This window comes from Romboutsia sp. Marseille-P6047, assembly GCF_900604535.1.
GTDB lineage: Bacteria > Bacillota > Clostridia > Peptostreptococcales > Peptostreptococcaceae > Romboutsia_E.
The window spans coordinates 32,757-52,653 of record NZ_UWOT01000001.1; the positions used below are offsets into that span (position 1 = coordinate 32,757).

The 19,897-nt window shown below is 29.0% G+C and carries 17 protein-coding genes; 4 read left to right on the forward strand and 13 right to left on the reverse strand.

Annotated elements, in window-relative coordinates:
* Positions 1-7: 7 nt before the first annotated feature.
* The 9 genes from truB to EIH23_RS00200 all read right to left on the reverse strand — a co-directional run bounded on the left by truB (position 8) and on the right by EIH23_RS00200 (position 10,853).
* Positions 8-913 (reverse strand): tRNA pseudouridine(55) synthase TruB, encoded by a 906-nt coding sequence (gene truB / locus EIH23_RS00160; protein WP_122638183.1) that lies wholly within the window; start codon positions 911-913, stop codon positions 8-10.
* 10 nt (positions 914-923) lie between these two features.
* Complete coding sequence (locus EIH23_RS00165; RefSeq protein WP_122638184.1) at positions 924-1,916, reverse strand: DHH family phosphoesterase; 993 nt, start codon at positions 1,914-1,916, stop codon at positions 924-926.
* On the reverse strand, positions 1,897-2,283 hold the full coding sequence (rbfA, locus tag EIH23_RS00170; protein WP_122638185.1) for a 30S ribosome-binding factor RbfA: 387 nt from the start codon (positions 2,281-2,283) through the stop codon (positions 1,897-1,899). Before rbfA ends, EIH23_RS00165 begins: the two co-directional genes overlap by 20 nt.
* Positions 2,284-2,301: 18 nt before the next feature.
* The gene (infB, locus tag EIH23_RS00175) at positions 2,302-4,248 is read right to left on the reverse strand and encodes a translation initiation factor IF-2 (protein ID WP_122638186.1); all 1,947 of its coding nucleotides are present in this window, start codon (positions 4,246-4,248) and stop codon (positions 2,302-2,304) included.
* Positions 4,249-4,271: 23 nt separating this feature from the next.
* Positions 4,272-4,580, reverse strand: coding sequence for a L7Ae/L30e/S12e/Gadd45 family ribosomal protein (locus tag EIH23_RS00180; protein WP_122638187.1), 309 nt, complete (start codon positions 4,578-4,580; stop codon positions 4,272-4,274).
* On the reverse strand, positions 4,570-4,845 hold the full coding sequence (rnpM, locus tag EIH23_RS00185) for an RNase P modulator RnpM (protein WP_164488934.1): 276 nt from the start codon (positions 4,843-4,845) through the stop codon (positions 4,570-4,572). Before rnpM ends, EIH23_RS00180 begins: the two co-directional genes overlap by 11 nt.
* A gap of 15 nt (positions 4,846-4,860) precedes the next feature.
* On the reverse strand, positions 4,861-5,913 hold the full coding sequence (gene nusA / locus EIH23_RS00190) for a transcription termination factor NusA (RefSeq protein WP_122638189.1): 1,053 nt from the start codon (positions 5,911-5,913) through the stop codon (positions 4,861-4,863).
* Positions 5,914-5,939: 26 nt separating this feature from the next.
* Positions 5,940-6,401 (reverse strand): ribosome maturation factor RimP, encoded by a 462-nt coding sequence (gene rimP, locus EIH23_RS00195; RefSeq protein ID WP_122638190.1) that lies wholly within the window; start codon positions 6,399-6,401, stop codon positions 5,940-5,942.
* Between the two features lie 156 nt (positions 6,402-6,557).
* A complete protein-coding gene (locus tag EIH23_RS00200) occupies positions 6,558-10,853 on the reverse strand; it encodes a PolC-type DNA polymerase III (RefSeq protein ID WP_122638191.1) in 4,296 nt (1,431 codons plus the stop codon).
* A 222-nt stretch (positions 10,854-11,075) separates the two neighbouring features.
* Here EIH23_RS00200 and EIH23_RS00205 point away from each other — a divergent pair, with 222 nt between their 5' ends.
* The gene (locus EIH23_RS00205; protein ID WP_122638192.1) at positions 11,076-11,750 is read left to right on the forward strand and encodes a hypothetical protein; all 675 of its coding nucleotides are present in this window, start codon (positions 11,076-11,078) and stop codon (positions 11,748-11,750) included.
* 41 nt (positions 11,751-11,791) lie between these two features.
* Here EIH23_RS00205 and EIH23_RS00210 read toward each other — a convergent pair whose 3' ends face one another.
* Both EIH23_RS00210 and EIH23_RS00215 read right to left on the reverse strand, forming a co-directional pair.
* Positions 11,792-14,179, reverse strand: a complete 2,388-nt coding sequence (locus EIH23_RS00210; protein ID WP_122638193.1) for an SH3 domain-containing protein — start codon at positions 14,177-14,179, stop codon at positions 11,792-11,794.
* A gap of 97 nt (positions 14,180-14,276) precedes the next feature.
* Positions 14,277-14,750, reverse strand: coding sequence for a hypothetical protein (locus EIH23_RS00215; protein WP_122638194.1), 474 nt, complete (start codon positions 14,748-14,750; stop codon positions 14,277-14,279).
* Positions 14,751-14,956: 206 nt separating this feature from the next.
* Between EIH23_RS00215 and EIH23_RS00220 the strand changes: the two genes are divergently transcribed.
* The gene (locus tag EIH23_RS00220; protein ID WP_122638195.1) at positions 14,957-15,691 is read left to right on the forward strand and encodes an NAD-dependent protein deacylase; all 735 of its coding nucleotides are present in this window, start codon (positions 14,957-14,959) and stop codon (positions 15,689-15,691) included.
* A gap of 82 nt (positions 15,692-15,773) precedes the next feature.
* Here the strand turns inward: EIH23_RS00220 and EIH23_RS00225 are convergent, their stop codons facing one another.
* Complete coding sequence (locus tag EIH23_RS00225; RefSeq protein ID WP_122638196.1) at positions 15,774-16,649, reverse strand: LysR family transcriptional regulator; 876 nt, start codon at positions 16,647-16,649, stop codon at positions 15,774-15,776.
* A gap of 245 nt (positions 16,650-16,894) precedes the next feature.
* Here EIH23_RS00225 and EIH23_RS00230 point away from each other — a divergent pair, with 245 nt between their 5' ends.
* Positions 16,895-17,710, forward strand: coding sequence for a nitroreductase family protein (locus EIH23_RS00230; RefSeq protein ID WP_122638197.1), 816 nt, complete (start codon positions 16,895-16,897; stop codon positions 17,708-17,710).
* A gap of 20 nt (positions 17,711-17,730) precedes the next feature.
* Complete coding sequence (locus tag EIH23_RS00235) at positions 17,731-18,552, forward strand: nitroreductase family protein (RefSeq protein ID WP_122638198.1); 822 nt, start codon at positions 17,731-17,733, stop codon at positions 18,550-18,552.
* Between the two features lie 36 nt (positions 18,553-18,588).
* On the opposite strand, the gene EIH23_RS00240 is transcribed toward EIH23_RS00235, so the two are convergent.
* Positions 18,589-19,872 (reverse strand): FAD-dependent oxidoreductase, encoded by a 1,284-nt coding sequence (locus EIH23_RS00240; RefSeq protein WP_122638199.1) that lies wholly within the window; start codon positions 19,870-19,872, stop codon positions 18,589-18,591.
* Positions 19,873-19,897 lie beyond the last annotated feature (25 nt).

Here is a 19,897-nt window from a genome sequence, read left to right on the forward strand (position 1 = left end):
TTATAGTTTATATAAATATTTTATCACTTTTTAGACTTATAATCTTATTATCTTTTATCAATTTACCTACACCTAAAAAGTTTCCATCACTATAAACCCTTACAAATTCATCATTTTCATTTATTCCATCAGTACTAAATCGTTTACTATCAATTATACCACCATTGCTGTAGTACTTTAATGCACTTGATTTTAATGTCACTGATTTAAAATTATTTAGAACATAATCTATATCATATAAATGTTTATCTAAAGTTCCACTAGTATTAAATTCTTCTAGTTCTTCTAATGTAATTGAATTTTCTAAGTTAAATCTACCAGAAGATGTTCTAAGCAAGAAAGACATATGACCTCCACAGCCTAAAAATTCCCCTATATCATGGCAAATACTCCTTACATAAGTTCCTTTAGAACATTTAACATAAAACATTATTTTCCTATCATTTATACTAAGTATATTCAATTCTTTTATGTTTACTTTTCTAGATTTTATAACTATATCATCAGCTTTTCCACTTCTAGCTAAATCATACATTTTTTTACCGTTAACTTTCAGTGCTGAATATATTGGAGGAAATTGTTCAATCTCTCCTCTTTGAGTTTCAAAAGCTTTCTCAATATCATATTTACTTAGTTTGAAATTTTCTGTTCTTTTTACTATACTTCCTGAAGAATCATATGTATCAGTTGTCATTCCTAATGTAAGCTCGCAAATGTATGATTTATCTTTATTAAGTATTAATTCACTTACCTTCGTAGCTTTTCCTATACATATAGGTAGTACCCCTGATGCATCTGGATCAAGGGTACCTGTATGGCCAACTTTTTTAGTATTTAAAATTCTTCTAACTCTGCTAACTACATCATGAGATGTCATGCCTGTAGGTTTTAATATATTTATTATTTTGTTCATTAAAATCACCTTAAATTTCTTTTAGAACTGCTTGTAGAACTTTTTCTTTAGCATTTTCTACAGTATCATATATAGTACAACCTGCGGCTCTTATATGTCCTCCACCATTAAATGATTGAGCAATCTTACTTACATTTACATAGTTTTTAGACCTTAAGCTAACCTTAACCTCATTTTCCTTCTTTTGTTTTAAAAGAATTCCAACCTCTACACCTTCTATATCTCTTGTGTATGTAGTTATACCATCTACATCATTAAAACTTATATTGTTTCTTTGTAGCATATCTATAGTTAAACTTATACATGCTATTTTATTATCTACTATATCTAAAGTATTTAATGCTTCTCCTAGCAATTTATAGTAGTTATAAGAATTACTTTGGAAAACATTTTGAATAATTTTATCCCTCTTAGCTCCTGCTAATAATAAATTTTTAGCCATTTCAAAGCTACTTGGATGTGTACTTGAATAAGAAAAATTACCAGTATCTGTTGCCAGACCTGTATAAAGAGCTGTTGCTATATCTTCATTTATTATACTCATATTTTCTAGTTCATTTAGTCTAACTAAAATATTGTATACTAATTCACTAGTTGATGAAGCATTTACGTCAATATAGTTTAAATCTCCATAAGAATCATTACTTGCGTGATGATCTATGCAGATTATTGTTTTTGCATTTTCTTTTATTTCTTCACTTACGCAAACTCTAGATTTATCTCCACAGTCTAATGCTATTAAATTAAACTCATTTATATTTAAGTCATTGAATTCTATTGAACTTAACTTAGTTACATTTTCTACTAAAAATTTAAGATTTGAAGGTGCATTATCATCTAATACATAGTACACATTCTTACCTAATATTTTTAAAGAATAGTATATACCAAGAGTTGATCCAATATTATCACCATCTGGACTAATATGAGAAGTAACGACAAAGTCGTTACTTCCTTTTATATATTTTATAATATTATCAATATTACTTATCATATTCCTCATCCTTACATATAGGTTCTTGATTATCTTTTGAACTTATTTGTTTTATAAGATTATCCATATACATACCTTTTTTAATTGAATCATCAACCTTAAAGATAATTTGTGGAGTATGTCTAAGTTTTACATTTCTACTTACTTCTCTTCTTACATAATTTACAGCACTCTTAAGTCCTAATAAAGTCGATTCTTCGTCTCCACCTAATATACTTACATATACATATGCATAGCTTAAGTCATTAGTAACTTCTACATCGGTTACACTAACCATAGAAGTTATTCTAGGATCTTTTATGCCACTAATAAGCATACTGCTTACTACTTTTCTTATTTCTTCTGCTATTCTTCTTGTTCTATTATATGATGCCATAATATCGACCTTCTTTTACTATTTTAATTTTCTTTCTACTTCTTTAGTTATATAAGCTTCTATTATGTCGCCTTCTTTTAAATCATTATAATTTACGAAGCTCATACCACATTCGTAACCATTGTTAACTTCTTTTACATCATCTTTAAATCTCTTTAGTGCAGCAAGTTCACCATCATGGATTATTATTCCATCTCTAACTATTCTAGCTTTAGAACCTCTGAATATTTTTCCACTAGTTACATAACATCCAGCTACTGTACCTACACCAGATATTTTATATATTTCTCTCACTTCAGCTTTTCCTGTATCTTCATCTCTATATTCTGGATCTAACATACCTGTCATAGCTGCTTGAACATCTTCTATAGCCTTGTATATTATAGTGTATGTTCTTACATCAACAGCTTGCTTCTTAGCCATTTCTTCAGCACCTGGAACAGGTCTTACATTAAATCCTATTATTATTGCATTAGACGCAGCTGCAAGCATAACATCTGATTCAGTTACAGCACCAACACCACAGTGTATTACTCTAACTGCAACTTCCTCATTAGATAATTTTTCTAATGATTGCTTAACTGCTTGAGCAGAACCTTGAACATCTGCTTTTATAACTATGTTAAGATCTTTAACATCTCCATCATTCATATGAGAGAAGAAGTCATCAAGTGACATTCTTTGGTTAGATTTTAACATTTCTTCTCTAGCTATTTGTTGTCTCTTTTCAGCAACACTTCTAGCTATCTTATCAGTTGGAACAGCAACAAATTGATCTCCACCTTGTGGAACTTCAGATAAACCTAATATTTCTACTGCTGTAGAAGGTCCTGCTGTTTTTACTCTTTTTCCTTTAGAGTTTATCATTGCTCTTACCTTACCACTTGCAAGTCCAGCAACTATTGGATCTCCAACATTTAAAGTTCCTCCTTGAACAAGAACTGTAGCAACTGGTCCTCTTCCTTTATCAAGTTGAGCTTCTATAACAGTACCTACTGCTCTTTTATTAGGATTAGCTTTTAATTCTTCCATTTCTGAAACTAATAATATCATTTCTAGTAATGTATCTATACCAGTTTTTTGTCTAGCTGATACTGGAACTGCTATAACTTCTCCACCCCAGTCTTCAACTAATAATCCTTGATCAGCTAACTCTTGCTTAACTTTATCAGGATTTGCATCTGGCTTATCTATTTTATTTATAGCTACTATTAATGGTACTTCAGCTGCTTTAGCATGGTTTATTGCTTCTATTGTTTGAGGCATTATTCCATCATCTGCAGCAACAACAAGTATTGCTATATCTGTTACTTGTGCTCCTCTAGCTCTCATTGATGTGAAAGCTTCATGTCCTGGTGTATCTAAGAATACTATTTTTTGACCATTTACTGAAACCTCAGAAGCACCTATATGTTGAGTTATTCCTCCTGCCTCTCCTCTAGTTACATTAGTTGATCTTATAGCATCTAGTAAAGAAGTTTTACCATGGTCAACGTGTCCCATTACGGTTACAACTGGTGGTCTTGGTAATAAATCTTCTTCTTTATCTTCCTCTATTTCCATTAAAGCATCTATTTCTAATTGCTCTTCTTCTTCATCTTCTGTTGAAGTTAATAATGTGTATCCATATTCTTTAACTACTAAAGAAGCTATTTCTTCACTTACTTCTTGGTTTATTGATGCCATAGTTCCCATTTTCATAAGCTTCATTATTACTTCTGATGCAGATACTTCTAAAGCATTTGCTATTTCTTGAACTGTTAATTTTCCAGTTATAGTTACTGTAGGACCATCATGTGTTACTGCTTCTTCACCTACTAATTCAACTAATAACTCTACATCATCATTGTCTATTTCACTATTTTCATTTTCTGCACTTATTTCTAATTCTTTTAATTTAGCTATTACATCCTCATTTGATATTCCTAGCTTTTCTGCGATTTGGTATACTCTTGTTTTTGACACAAGATCACCCCCTATTGAATTTTTTATTTTAAAAGTTCTACTAACTTATTGGCAAATCCATCATCTTTAACACCGATTACTGCTCTTGGTGCTTTTCCTATAGATAAACCTAATTGTAATTTACTAGAGAAATATACATAAGGTATATTTCTATATGAGCTTTTATCTTTAAAAAGCTTTTTAGTATTATTTGATGCATCTTCTGCAACTATTACTAATTTTACGTTTCCTCTTTTTAACTCTAATAAAGTTGAGTCGTCTCCAGAAACTATTTTTCCAGCTCTTGTTGCAAGACCTAAATATGAGTATATTTTTTCTTCATTACTTTTCATATGATTTTAACTCTGCAAGTAATTTTTCATATACCTCATCAGAAACTTCCATTTTAAAGGCTCTATTTAAAGCTTTTGTCTTTATAGCCTTTTCTAAGCACTCTACACTTTTACATATGTATGCACCTCTACCATTAGCTCTTCCACTTATGTCTATAAAAATCTCGCCTTCTTTATTTTTAACTATTCTCATAAGCTCTTTTTTAGAGTCTCTATCTTGACAAACTATACATTTTCTTTGAGGTACTTTCTTTATTTTTTGCAAAGATATCCCTCCCTACTATTCGTTATCTTGAGTATCTTGAGATTCACTTTTTATATCTATTTTCCAGTTAGTAAGCTTAGCAGCTAATCTTGCATTTTGACCTTCTTTACCTATTGCAAGTGATAATTGGTAATCAGGAACTACTACTAAAGCAGATTTTTCTTCTTCATTTACATCTACTCTTACAACCTTTGATGGACTTAAAGCTGCAGATATAAATTCAGCTGGGTTTTCACTGTAGTTTATTATATCTATCTTTTCACCTATTAACTCATCAACTATATTTTTTACTCTTGAACCTTTTGGCCCTACACAAGCTCCAATTGGGTCTATCTTTTCATCTATTGACTTAACCGCCATCTTAGTTCTTGAACCAGCTTCTCTAGATAATGATTTTATTTGAACTATTCCTTCAAATATTTCTGGAACTTCAAACTCAAATAATCTCTTAACTAAACCTGGATGACTTCTAGATACTACTATTTGAGGTCCTTTATTAGTTTTCTTCACCTCTAATATATATACCTTTATTTTTTGTCCTGCTTTGTAAGATTCATGAGGTATTTGTTCTGCTGGCGTCATAACCGCTTCTATTCTACCTAAGTTTACATAAACTAAACCTTTGCTTACTCTAGCAACTTCTCCAGTTACTATTTCATTTTCTTTTTCTATAAATTCATTATATACTATATCCCTTTCAGCTTCTCTTATTCTTTGAACAACTACCTGCTTAGCTGTTTGAGCTGCTATTCTTCCGAAATCTTTAGGAGTAACTTCATTTTCTATTATATCTCCTAATTCATAGTTTGGATTTATTTGTCTAGCTTCATCCAATTCTATTTCTAAGAATGTGTCATATAAATCAGATTCATCTACTACAACTCTTTGAGAAAATACTCTAACATCTCCTTTTTCTCTGTCAAACTCAACTCTTACATTTTGAGCTGAACCAAAATTTTTCTTATACGCTGTTAATAAAGCTTGTTCTATAGTATCTATAAGAATATCTTTATCTATACCTCTATCTTTTTCTAATTCATCTAATGCTTCTATAAATTCGTGATTCATCACTTTGCCTCCCTAATGTAATAACCTTAGAACTTTATTGCAAGTCTAATAAGTGCAACATCTTTTTTATTAAATTCTACTTCTTCATTATCTATTATAACTTTTATATTTTTATCTTCAGTTAATCCTATAAGCTCACCTTCTAATTGTTTAGAACCATTTAGCGGCTTATATAGTTTTATTTCAACATCTCTACCTTGATATCTAACAAAATCTTTGTCTTTTTTAAGTGGTCTATCAAGTCCTGGAGATGATACTTCTAAATAGTAGTTATCTTTTATAGGATCTTTTACATCTAAGATTCCACTTAGTGCTCTACTAACTACTTCACATTCATTTAAAGATATTCCGCCCTCTTTATCTACATATATTCTTAGATAATATTCTCCAGCTTCTTTTACATATTCTACATCTACAAGTTCAAAGTTATTAGTGTCAATTATAGGTTGAACTAATTCTTCTATTGTAGCTTCTATGCTTTTTTTCATATGATTTCCTCCTATTCAGTTGTAAGTTATAGTATTTAAAACAAAAGAGTGAGCACTACTGTCTCACTCTTAGTTTTTGCTAAATATACTATTTTATATACTACTATATCATAGAATAGTTTTATTTGCAAATTTTTATTTAGCATATATAATCTATTAAAATAATGATAATTGATTTTCATCACTCATATTTTCTAATGAACCATGATTTGTAAGAGTTTCTATAACAGTTTTAGATATCTTAGTTCTTTTTCTTAAATCTTCTTTTGATATAAATTCACCATTTTCTCTTTCCTGTTGTATATGAATTGCTGCATTTTCTCCAACACCTTGTAAAGCTATCATTGGTGGTAGTAATAATCCTTTGCCAGGAACTTGGAAGAGTTTAGCATCCGATTTATAAATATCTACTGGAACTATTTTTATACCTCTTGCATACATTTCATATGCAACTTCTAAAACTATAAGCATGTTTTTTTCCTTTGTTGAAGCATCATTCCCTAATTCTTCAATTTCTTTTATCCTTTCTCTTATAGCATCAATTCCCTTTACAATCAAGTCTGCATCAAAGTCTTCTGCTTTCGTAGAAAAATAAGTAGCATAAAATGCTTCTGGATAATGTACCTTACAATACGCAAGCCTAAAAGACATCATAACGTAAGCTACTGCATGGGCTTTTGGGAACATGTACTTTATTTTTTGACATGATCCTATATACCAATCTGGAACATTATTTGCCTTCATTTCTTCAATATGTTCAGGTTTTAGTCCCTTACCTTTTCTTACATTTTCCATTATAGTAAAGGCTGACTTTGGCTTTAACCCTTTAAATATTAAGTAGTTCATTATATCATCACGAGTTGATATAACTTCGTCTATCCCAACAATTTCATCCCTTACTAAGTCTTGGGCATTATTTAGCCAAACATCCGTACCATGAGAAAGTCCAGATATACGTACAAGAGCCGCAAATGTTGTTGGCTTTGTGTCAAGAAGCATCTGTCTAACAAATTTTGTACCAAACTCAGGTATTGCAAGTGATCCAATTGGACAGTTTATTTCCTCAGGAGTTACTCCTAATGCTTTTGTTGATGTAAATAAAGACATTGTCTCTGGATCATCTAGAGGAATTTCTGTTGCAACTATTCCAGTTAAGTCTTCTAACATTCTTATCATTGTTGGAGCATCGTGTCCAAGTATATCAAGTTTCAATATTCTACCACTTATAGAGTGATAATCGAAATGGGTTGTTATAACTCCACAACTTGTATCATTTGCAGGATATTGTATAGGAGTAAAATCATACACATCCTTGTAGTGAGGTATAACCATAACACCACCTGGATGCTGTCCTGATGTTCTTTTAACCCCAGTACATCCATTTGCAAGTCTTAATGCTTCTGCTGTTGGAACATTTATATTATTTTCTTCAATATATTTCCTTGCATAACCAAAAGCAGTTTTTTCAGCAACCGTACCTATAGTTCCTGCTCTATAAACATATCCCTCACCAAATAACTCTTCTGTATATTTGTGTATTACTGGTTGGTAATCACCTGAGAAGTTAAGGTCTATATCAGGTTCTTTATCTCCTTCAAATCCAAGGAAAACTTCAAAAGGTATATCGTGACCATCCTTTCTAAGTGGTTTACCACATCTTGGACAATCTTTATCTGGTAAGTCTACTCCAGAACCATATTCACCTATTTCAAAAAAGTAAGAGTATTTGCATTCTGGGTCATCGCAAATATAATGAGCTGGTAAAGGATTAACCTCTGTTATATCACTCATTGTCGCTGCAAAAGATGATCCAACTGACCCTCTTGATCCAACCAGGTATCCATCGCTAAGAGATTTTGTAACTAGCTTTTGAGCTATAATATACATAACTGCATATCCATTGCTTATTATAGAATTTAGCTCTCTATCTAGTCTATTTATAACGACTTCAGGTATTGGCTTTCCATAAATTCTTTCAGCCTTTTCATAGCACATCTCTCTTAATTCTGTATCTGAACCTTCTATTACTGGAGGATAAGTATCATCTGGTATTGGTTTTATACTTTCTACCATATCTGCTATTTTATTTGTATTCTCAACAACCACTTCATAAGCTAATTCTTCTCCTAAATAGCTAAATTCTTCTAACATCTCATCCGTAGTTCTAAAATGTAAATAAGTTTCTTCATCATCAAGTTTAAATCCTTGAGAATACTTTAAAACTCTTCTAAGTATGGCCTCATGCTTATCCAAGAAGTGGACATCTCCAGTTGCTACAGGAATTTTACCAAATTTTTTAGAAACTTCAACTAATCTCCTATTTATATCTCTAAGTTCCTCTTTATCATTAACTTCCCCTTTATCAATCATAAACTTATTATTATCTATAGGCATTATTTCTATATAATCATACATATCTATAATTTTTTCTAATTCTTCATCAGATATATTCTTCTTAACTGCTTGATAAATAACACCTGCTTCACATGCAGAACCTACTATTATACCTTCTCTATGCTCATTTAAAACACTTCTAAGTATTCTAGGTGCTCTGTAGAAATGATTTACGTGAGCATCTGAAACGATTTTATACAAGTTTTTAAGCCCAGTATAATTTTGAGCAATTAATGTTATATGATTTGTAGTTAATTTTGTATAATCTATTTTTCCTAATACACTATTTACATCTTTTAAAGTTTTTGCTCCCTTTTTCTCAAGCATTTCTAAAAACTTTAAAAATATATGAGCAGTAGCTTCCGCATCGTCTACAGCTCTATGATGATTAAGTAATGGTATTCCAAGTTCTTTAGCTATTATATTTAGTCTAAATCTTTTTAAATGTGGTAATAAAATTCTTGAAAGCATCAAAGTATCTATACTTTTACTATTATATTCTACTCCTTGCTCTCTACACTTTTGTGATATAAAGCCAGTATCAAACTCCGCATTATGAGCTACAAGTACACTATCACCTATAAACTCCATAAATTTAGGTAGTATTTCTTCTATAGTAGGCTTATCTCTAACTAAGTCATTAGTTATACCTGTTAACTCTTGTATTTTATAAGATATATCTTTTTGTGGATTTATAAGTTCACTAAATCTATCTACCACTTTGAAATTTTCTATCTTAACTGCACCGATTTCAGTTATTTTATCATTAACATTAGAAAACCCCGTAGTTTCTATATCAAATACTACAAAACTTTGAGATAGTGGCTTTTCATTAGGTTCTTCTATTATTAGTGCGTCATCTTCTACTAGATATCCTTCTACACCATACAGAACCTTTATTCCGTTAGACTTAGCAGCACTCATAGCATCTGGAAATGCTTGAACTATACCATGATCTGTTATAGCTATAGCTTTATGCCCCCACTTTGCTGCTCTTTCTACTAATTTTTTAACATTACAAACAGCATCCATAGAAGACATCTGAGTATGAGCATGTAGTTCTACTCTTTTATTTTCACTTAAATCTTGTCTTTCCTCTTTTACTTCTTTTCTTATACCACTTATTGTCATACTTATTTCTCTTTGGTAAGTATCATAAATTATATCCCCTTTAATTTTTAAGTATGATCCTTTTTTTATTTGGTTAAGTACATTATCTTTATTTATGTCATTTAGGAAAAGCTTACAACTTATAGAACTTGTATAGTCTGTTACTGCTAATATTAATAATATTTTACCATTTCTAAGTTCTTTTGTTTCTATATCAAAAACTTCACCTACGATACCTGTTGTACCTGAATTTACATTTAATTTAGAAATATTCTCAACTATTACATTCACATTTTCACCGTAAATTAAATGCTCATCAACCTCAGGTTTTATAACATACTCCTCTTCCTCTACTTCTATCTCTTCTTTTCTATTAAAATCTAAACTTCTTATTTTCTCTTCAATCTCTCTATCTGTTCTCTCTATTATTTTTTGTACACTAACACGTTCGTCTATAGCTCTTTCTAAAACTATGTTTAAATGAATTCCTAATTCTTCACTTAACACTGTGTTTAGTACATGAATTATATTTTTTCTCATTAATTTTTCATAAAATAAATCTTTAGGTAGTTTTATTTTTAATACATCATCTAAGCACATATATTCTACTTTCTTATACCATCCCTCTATAGCTGGACAAAGGCTTTTCAATATGAATAATATGTTATTCCAGTATCTTTTTATAATATCCTTATTACTTTTTCTATCTAAACCAGTGTATCTAATTTTTATTCTTATATCTTTAAAATAATCTAAGCTATCTTTTAATTCTTCTCTAAACTTATCTATTAATTCATAAGATACTATGTCTTTTGATGTTAAGTAAAAATACACTATTTTATCTTCTTTAAAATAAACAACTTTTTGTATATAAACATCTTTCATTTGTTTTGCCAAAATCGTGTTATTAATTTCTAATTTCTCTAAATAATCTTTTACTAAGTCCATAGCTCTCTCCTTTCTTGAATTAATATTATATCATAGGTAAAGTAATATATTAAATATAGTTAAATATCTATTTTCTAATCATACCCTTTATGCTTAAAATTACACATTTAGAACAATTTAAATTTTTAATATTAAAAGTAATTTGGATTAGCTACAAATATATATTTTTTAATATTATGTATTAGAGAGTAAAATAGACTTTTATATTAAGGCGGTGTTTAAATGAATGCTTCGGATATTCTTGATTTCAGAAAAATTATACTCTGCTATTCAGAACTAGGCGAAAAAAAGTTATTTAAAAAAACTATAAAGCAACTTAATATAAATAAAAAAGTTCATCTTTACTATTCACGATCTGGAAACATACCTATATGTGCTTTGCCTAAACTTAGACTTGTATTAGCATCTAGACAAGGATTCTTATCTTTTTGTTTTAACTTTTTTTCATTTATAAAATCTTCAAACAATAAAAATATAGCAATTACACCATTTAATATAAGCATAATTGCTAAGTGTATAATTTCACATGAAGTCGGTCATATACTAGATCCTGATATATCTCTTGCCAAATCTGAATATGCTGATATATTATCTAATATAGTTGATAAATTAATTGAGTATGATATAGATATTACGGATGCAGATTTCTATAAAGATAATTTACCATCAGATTTAGAAATGTATGTTATTGATTTAAAAAAGAACCTAATAAATAGAGAGTCTAGAGCTTGGGATATAGGAAAAACTATTATTGAATTTAATAGCCCAAAAGAAGAAGTTATTTTTAATAATATAAGAGAATATGCTTTAGCTACTTATAATTATGGAAATTTAAAAAATATCGTTAAAGAGCATAATATAGACGTTTTCTTCAAATATAGAAGATATTTTGCATAATATTAAAGGAGTATCTTACTAAGAAGATACCCCTTTACCTTTTATTTATATAATAAATTTTCGTATAATAGCTTACTTTGGTCATCATAATAACCAATTAATTTATTCATAATTCCTGCAATTCCATTACACCAATTTATATCTGTTGCATATTGATGTGTTCCATTATTCCATTTCATTTTATATACAGTATTTTGATTATATGCAGACCTATGTATGTAATTAGCAGCAACCCATTTAGCCGAACCATCTATTGTAGCATCTACAGTTGTCCATCCGTTTAAATAAGCAGTTTCTGCTCCTGATAAGTTTGCACTTCCATCAAATGCACCTATTCCGAAGAAATTATATACTGTAACTGGAGAGCTCAACGGTTGACCTTTATAAGAAGTTAATATTTGACCTTTTGCCAGTGTAGATTTTCCATAGTTAGTTTCCCACATTGAGTGAGCAACAAAATACATTACATCTATATTATACTTTTTAGCTGCATCTATAAACTGTTGTCCTTTATTATAAAAAACATTAGTTGATGATACATTACTATTTAAAAATTGATTTAATTCACTAGCTGTAATACCTTCTGTATATCTATCAATTCTTAAAAATTGTAACTTACCATAAGAACTTGATGATAGTATTTTACTAGGATTTAATTTTTCTTCTATTTGACTTCTTGTTGCTTTAGTACCATTTGGAGCTTTATTATATCCTGAATTAGCAACTTCTACTTGTTTTGCTAAGTGCTGCTCAAATGTATAATTTAATTGTAAATTAGTAAATGTTCCTACTCCTGATATAATTCCATTTGAACTTGAAGAACTATCTGATGAATCATTACTTGCATCACTTAAGTACATACTTGATACGTATGCTTCTTTTCCATTATAAGTTATTTTTGACCATCCATTACTGTCTGATATTACTTCTACCTTACTTCCTTTTGATAATGTTCCTAGCTTTGAATATGAAGTTGATGGTCCACTTCTTACATTTAGTGAATCTGTATTTACTATTTTTACTCCTACTGATGTATTTGTATCATTTCCTGTATTGTTATCATTTGATGTATTATCACTTAAGTAAGTACTTGATACATACGCTTCTTTTCCATTATATACGATCTTTGACCATCCATTACTTTCTGATATTACTTCTACCTTACTTCCTTTTGATAATGTTCCTAGCTTTGAATATGAAGTTGATGGTCCACTTCTTACATTTAGTGAATCTGTATTTACTATTTTTATTTCTACTGATGTATTCGTATCATTTCCTGTATTGTTATCATTTGATGTATTATCACTTAAGTAAGTACTTGATACATACGCTTCTTTTCCATTATATACGATCTTTGACCATCCATTACTTTCTGATATTACTTCTACCTTACTTCCTTTTGATAATGTTCCTAGCTTTGAATATGAAGTTGATGGTCCACTTCTTACATTTAGTGAATCTGTATTTACTATTTTTATTTCTACTGATGTATTCGTATCATTTCCTGTATTGTTATCATTTGATGTATTATCACTTAAGTAAGTACTTGATACATACGCTTCTTTTCCATTATATACGATCTTTGACCATCCATTACTTTCTGATATTACTTCTACCTTACTTCCCTTTGATAGTGTTCCTAACTTTGAATATGAAGTTGATGGTCCACTTCTTACATTTAATGAATCTGTATTTACTATTTTTGTTGTAATTATTTCATTATCTGTATTTCCTGAATTATAAGACTCCTCATCTAAATATCTGCTAGATACATAGCATTCTTTTCCATTATATACGATCTTTGACCATCCATTACTCTCTGATATTACCTCTACTTTTGTACCTTTATTAATTTTTCCAACAATTGAATATGAAGTTGATGGTCCACTTCTTACATTTAATGAATCTGTATTTACTGTTTTAGTAGTAGTATTAGTATATGATGGTTCTATATCACTTAAATAAGTGCTATATACATATCCTATTCTTCCATCATATTTTATTTTGCTCCATCCATTACTCTCTGATATTACTTCTACCTTTGTACCTTTATTAATCTTGGTAATTGATCTGTAACTTGTTGATGGTCCACTTCTCATATTCAATCCGTTGGTATTAACTTCTTTTTGAATAGTAGAAGATCTAGATGTACTTTCCTCATATATTCCTTCTGATAGGCTTATATATGACGATGAAACCCATCCTTCTTTACCTTCATCATTTTGGATTTTATGCCATCCATTACATGTTTCAATAATAGTTACTTTATCACCTTTCTTTACTGTAAATAAAACTTCATCGTTAGATCCTTGTCCACTTCTAACATTTAAAGTCTCTGCTGTAACAATTCCTACTAACTCTGCTTCATTTGCATGAGAAACAGAAAATGGTACCATCGCTAAAGTTGCTAAAGCAATTCTTTTTCTCAAACCTGCTCCCTCTTTTCTAAGATATATTACTCTAAAGTTTAATTATATTTACTATTATAGTATAATTATACATTTTGGTAAATGATGACAAATTATTCTATTTAAAATATTTTTCATTTAATTTTTCAGCACATGTTATACTATAAGGAACTTTTTCAAATCCTGTTTCAGATTTAAATATACTTATTATATTTTTTCCATGAGATAAGTAATTTTCATGATTCGGATAAATTATTGGATATTCTAAGTATGATATAAAATAATCTAAATCTTTACCTGTACATCTTTTCCAATACCCTTCCCACTTCGTATTAGTTACGTATTCATAAGGATTCAATATCTTACCATTTTGTATAAAGTATTTAATAGGGTCTGGTAATTCATCGGCATTATCTTTAAATTCTATATCTAGTTTACAAAATTCTATTACGTAAGGAGTTAGTATATCACTTATTTCCATCATTTTTACTTTTAAATAATCTAATTTATCTGGTAGTTCACCTGATACTCTTTTTTTATATTCCCTTGCGTATATCTCAAACATACGATAATCACCTTCTCTAATATTCATAAATAACCACATCCTCTAAAATAACTTTCTTATTCTATATTTACCTTTTCAACATCATTTACCTTTTTTTATTAAAAAATTATAATATTTAATTACATTTATCTACTTTTTAAAATATTCTTTTAGTATAATTATTTTATGAAAGCATAAAATCAAAATATAACTAAATCATACTAATAAATTTAATTTAATATGGAGATGTTTATATGAGTATAGAAAAATTATCAGATATGATAAAGATGAGTAATAATATTGTTTTCTTTGGTGGTGCAGGTGTATCTACTGAATCAAATATCCCAGACTTTAGAAGTTCAAATGGTTTATTCAGCGAGAAGTTAAATAAAGAATTTACTCCTGAACAACTTGTATCTCACACCTTTTATACTAAGTATCCCTATGATTTTTATAAATTTTATAAAGATAAGCTTGTATATATAAATGCTAAGCCAAATAAAGCTCACTTTGCTTTAAGTAATCTAGAAAAAACAGGAAAGTTGAAAGCTATTATAACTCAAAATATTGATGGTTTACATCAAATGGCTGGAAGTAAAAATGTATTAGAAATTCATGGATCTATACATAGAAACTATTGCACCAATTGTAATAAGTTTTTTAATCTTAAAGATATGCTATCTTTAGATGGAGTCATACCATATTGCAATAATTGTGGGGGAATAATTAAACCAGATGTTGTACTTTATGAAGAAAGCTTAGATAATGAGCTTATATCTAAGACTATTTCAGCAATAAGTAACTCTGATTTATTGATCATAGGAGGAACGTCTTTAGTTGTATATCCAGCTGCCAGCTTTATAAATTACTTTAATGGTAAAAATATTGTTTTAATAAATAAAAGTAAAACTCCTTATGATTATAAAGCTAATTTAGTTATAAATGATTCAATTGGAAAAGTTCTAGATGAAGTTATAAATTTAATTTAAATATAAAAAGAGAGCTTAAATTAATTAGTAACTAACATTTTAAACTCTCTTTTTTATTCATATAATATTTAACCAATGGTAGTTATTTTAGATTTAATACATAATTTTTAAATTCATTTTTAATTTTAGAAATATATACTTCTTTATTCCATGCCATATAAATACTCTTATATCCTATATCATCTTTAATCTTAATAACTGATATTTTATTTGTATTAATCATAGGTGTATTTAAAATTATTGCAATACCTGCACCAGCTGCTACTAAACTTGCAAGTACTATCCCTTCACTAGGCTCTGCAGATATTTTAGGAGTATATCCAATCAAGTCAGAATATGATACCTTTTCATCATGTAATTTATTATTATAAACTATAAAATACTCTTCCTTTAAGTCCTTTAAATAAACTTCCTCTTTATTTGCTAAATGATGGTTTTTAGGAACTATTAAAACATACTCTTCCTTTCTTACTAATATACTTTCTATCTCGGGGTATTGATGGGCATCACACATTCTTTCAAAAAAACCAAAATCTATTTTCCCACTTTTTAAATCTTTTAAAATATCTTCTGTTGATTGATTATTAATATTAAATTTTATCTGAAAATTATTATTAAAAAAATCACTTATTAATAATGGGATAAATGTTGCTCCAATACAATGAGTTGAGGAAATAGATATTATTTTTTCATCTGACCTTTTCATATCATTAATTATTTCTTTTCCTTGTTCAATTTCCCTTAATGCCGAGTTTACATATTTCAGAAATACTTCTCCAAACTTAGTAATTTTTATGTTACGCCCCTGTCTTTCAAATAAAGATACTTCTAACTCTTCTTCTAACTTTAATATTGATTTACTTAAGGCCGGCTGACTTACAGATAATATGCTCGATGCTACTGTAAAATTTTTAGTTTCAGATATTACCTTAAAATACTCTAATTGTTGTAAATTCATATAATCTCCTTATTTTTATCTCTTAATAGTTTAAGTATTATTTATATATGATTTCTTAATAATATATATCTTATTTGAATTTTTTTATAACTTTTAGTTATCGTTTTATAAATAATTCGAATTAGACACATCTAAGTATATAGTGCTATAATCACATTATTATATATTAGATTTTCATTTAGTTAAAAAAAAGTATAAATTTTATAAATATAAATGTCAAATAAAATTTAAGGAGTAAATCTATTATGAAAAATATCTATAGTAAATCAATAAGTGAATTAATAAATCTAAGACACTCAGTTAGAAACTACCAAGACTTACCTCTATCTGAAAGTATTATAGAAAAAATAGAAAATTATATTAGGACTGTAGATAATCCTTTTAATAAGGATATAAGAATAAAACTAATAAAAAAAGATAGCTTTAATAAAGATCTAAAACTTGGTACTTATGGTGTTATAAAAGGTGCAAATTATTTTTTAGCAGCTGCTTGTTATGATGATGATTTATCTTTAATGGCCCTTGGATATACTTTAGAAAAAGTTATATTATATTGTACCTCTCTAGGATTAGGTACAGTTTGGCTTGGTGGCACTTTCAACAAAGGTGAATTTGCAAAAGCCATTAATTTAGAAAATGGAGAAATACTTCCAATAATTTCTCCTGTAGGTTATGAGGGTGGTAGAAAATCATTTATAGCAAGCTTATTTGGCGATAATAGTAAAAAACGTAAAAATTTTTCAGAAATTTTCTTTGATCAAAACTTCTATACTCCACTTGAAGAAAGTAACTCAGAGGAATATTTTGAGCCTCTAAAAATGCTAAGACTAGCACCATCAGCTTTAAATAAACAGCCTTGGAGAGTATTAAAAGATAACGATAATATACATTTTTATTTAACTAATAGCAAAAACTTAACTAGAATTGATATTGGAATTGCACTTTGTCATTTTCACTTAAGTACTATTGAAAAAAATATAAGTGGTAAATTCATATCAATTGATTCTAATAAAAATAATATAGATAGTAAATTAACTTATGTTATATCTTGGATTAAATAAACTTAGAAGGAGATAATTAAATGTTTAAAGTAGATAAAAATAAATGTATAGCTTGTATGCAGTGTATTAAAGATTGTCCTGCTTGTGTTATTTCATTAAAAGAAAAAAAGGCAAACATCAATAATGAAGGATGTATAAAATGCGGTCACTGTATTGCCATCTGTCCAGTAGAAGCAGTATCTACTGATGATTATAACATGAACGAAGTAATACCATATAATAAAGAAACTTTTTCATTAGATGCTGAAAATCTTTTAAACTTCATAAAATTTAGAAGAAGTATTAGAAGATTTAAGAGTAAAGAAGTAGAAAAAGATAAAATAAATAAGATTATTGATGCTGGAAGATACACTCAAACTTCAACAAATAGCCAGGATGTATCTTATACTGTAGTCACTAAAAACATTAATAAGTTGAGAGATTTGGCCTATGAAAGCCTAAAGAAAAAAGGAGAATATATTCTATCTAATCTAACACCGGAAACAGAACATCTTAAAAGATATGCTAATATGTGGTTATATAGTTATGAGCAATATAAAAAAGATCCTCAAAATAATGATAGATTATTTTTTAATGCTCCACTTGCAATATTCGTAACTTCACCAACACCTATTAATGGTGGTCTAGCATCTTCAAATATGGAGCTTATGACTGATGCTTTAGGTCTAGGAACTTTTTTTAGTGGCTTTTTATTAATTGCCGCTCAAGATAATAAAGAAATTTTAGATTTAATTGGTGTTCAAAATAGTAATGAAATAATATCTTGCTTAGTAATAGGATATCCTGATGTTAAATATAAAAGAACAGTACCAAGAAAATCACCTAATATAAATTGGATTTAATATAAAAGGTGTAGCAACTTAGCTACACCTTTTAGCTTATTTAATTATTTTTTTATTATATATATCTTCAAGTCCAACTTCTTTTACTTTTTTTCTTATTTCATCAACATCAACTGTATAAAAACCAAGTTCTTTCATTCTATTAAAATATAAACTTCCTGCAAATGTAAATCTCTTTTTATCACCATCATCTTTGTGCATTTCTTGATTAGAATATGCAATAAAATCCCCAATTAATAAGTTTGTAGGAAGTTGAAGTAAATACATTCCATTGCAGTATCTAGCAGCATTATGACCTGCTAAACTTCCTGTACATATGGCTTCTGTATGGCCTACATAAAATCCTGACTTTTCTCCAGCCACAAATAAATTTTTCATACCTTTTGCCCTCATATAATTATCTCTAGGTGATACAGCCATATATCTAATAGAGTTACCTTTACCTCCAGAATATGGATCTACTATAAGAGCTCCTTCAAATCCAGGAACCATTCTTAATTTTTCTAAGTTAAAAAAAGGTGACATCAATTTGGCATGACCAGTGTCTATAAGAACTATATTTTCAGAAAATGCTGGAAGAGCATATTGCTGACATACTTTTATATCCAGTTTTTCTGAATTTCTAAGTTCCTGTGGTAAAGGAACTACAGCACATCCTTTTTCATTTAACTCTTTTTGTATTTCTTCGCTTAGAGATTCTTTTAATATTTTCATAGAACCACTAAAAGCACCATAGTCTCCATTATTTCTTCTTCCTATCATATCTTCTATACCACATCTAGCCGTTACACTAACTCTTCCTCCAAATGAAGGACATCTTAATATACACATTGCACATCCATTTCCATACTTAGTGCAATTCCCCATAGGTCCAGATGAACCAGTTGTATCAATAAACGCATCACCATAAATCTTTTCTCCACTTTCAAGCTCTATAGCTCTTAGTATTGGATTATCTACTTCTACATCAACAACTCTGCTAAAAAATCTTACGTCTATTCCCATATTCCTTACTAGATCCCTCACAGGCTTTTCAATTTTAGTTACATTATAAATACTTGCATGATCATGTCCCGGGAAATCTATACCTTTATGTTTAGTGTATTTATCTGTTATTTCAAATAATTCACTTCCGCCCAAAGCTATACATTCTTCTGTTGCAGTATATCGACCATTATTTCTCATAATTCCACCAACATTACCAAGCCCTAATAATAGATCTGTCTTCTCTAGCAAGATAACATCACAACCAGCTTTTCTTGCACCTATTGCAGCTGCACATCCAGACCAGCCACCGCCTATAACAACAACTGTAGCCATCTAATCTCCCCCTAATCAAAATTTC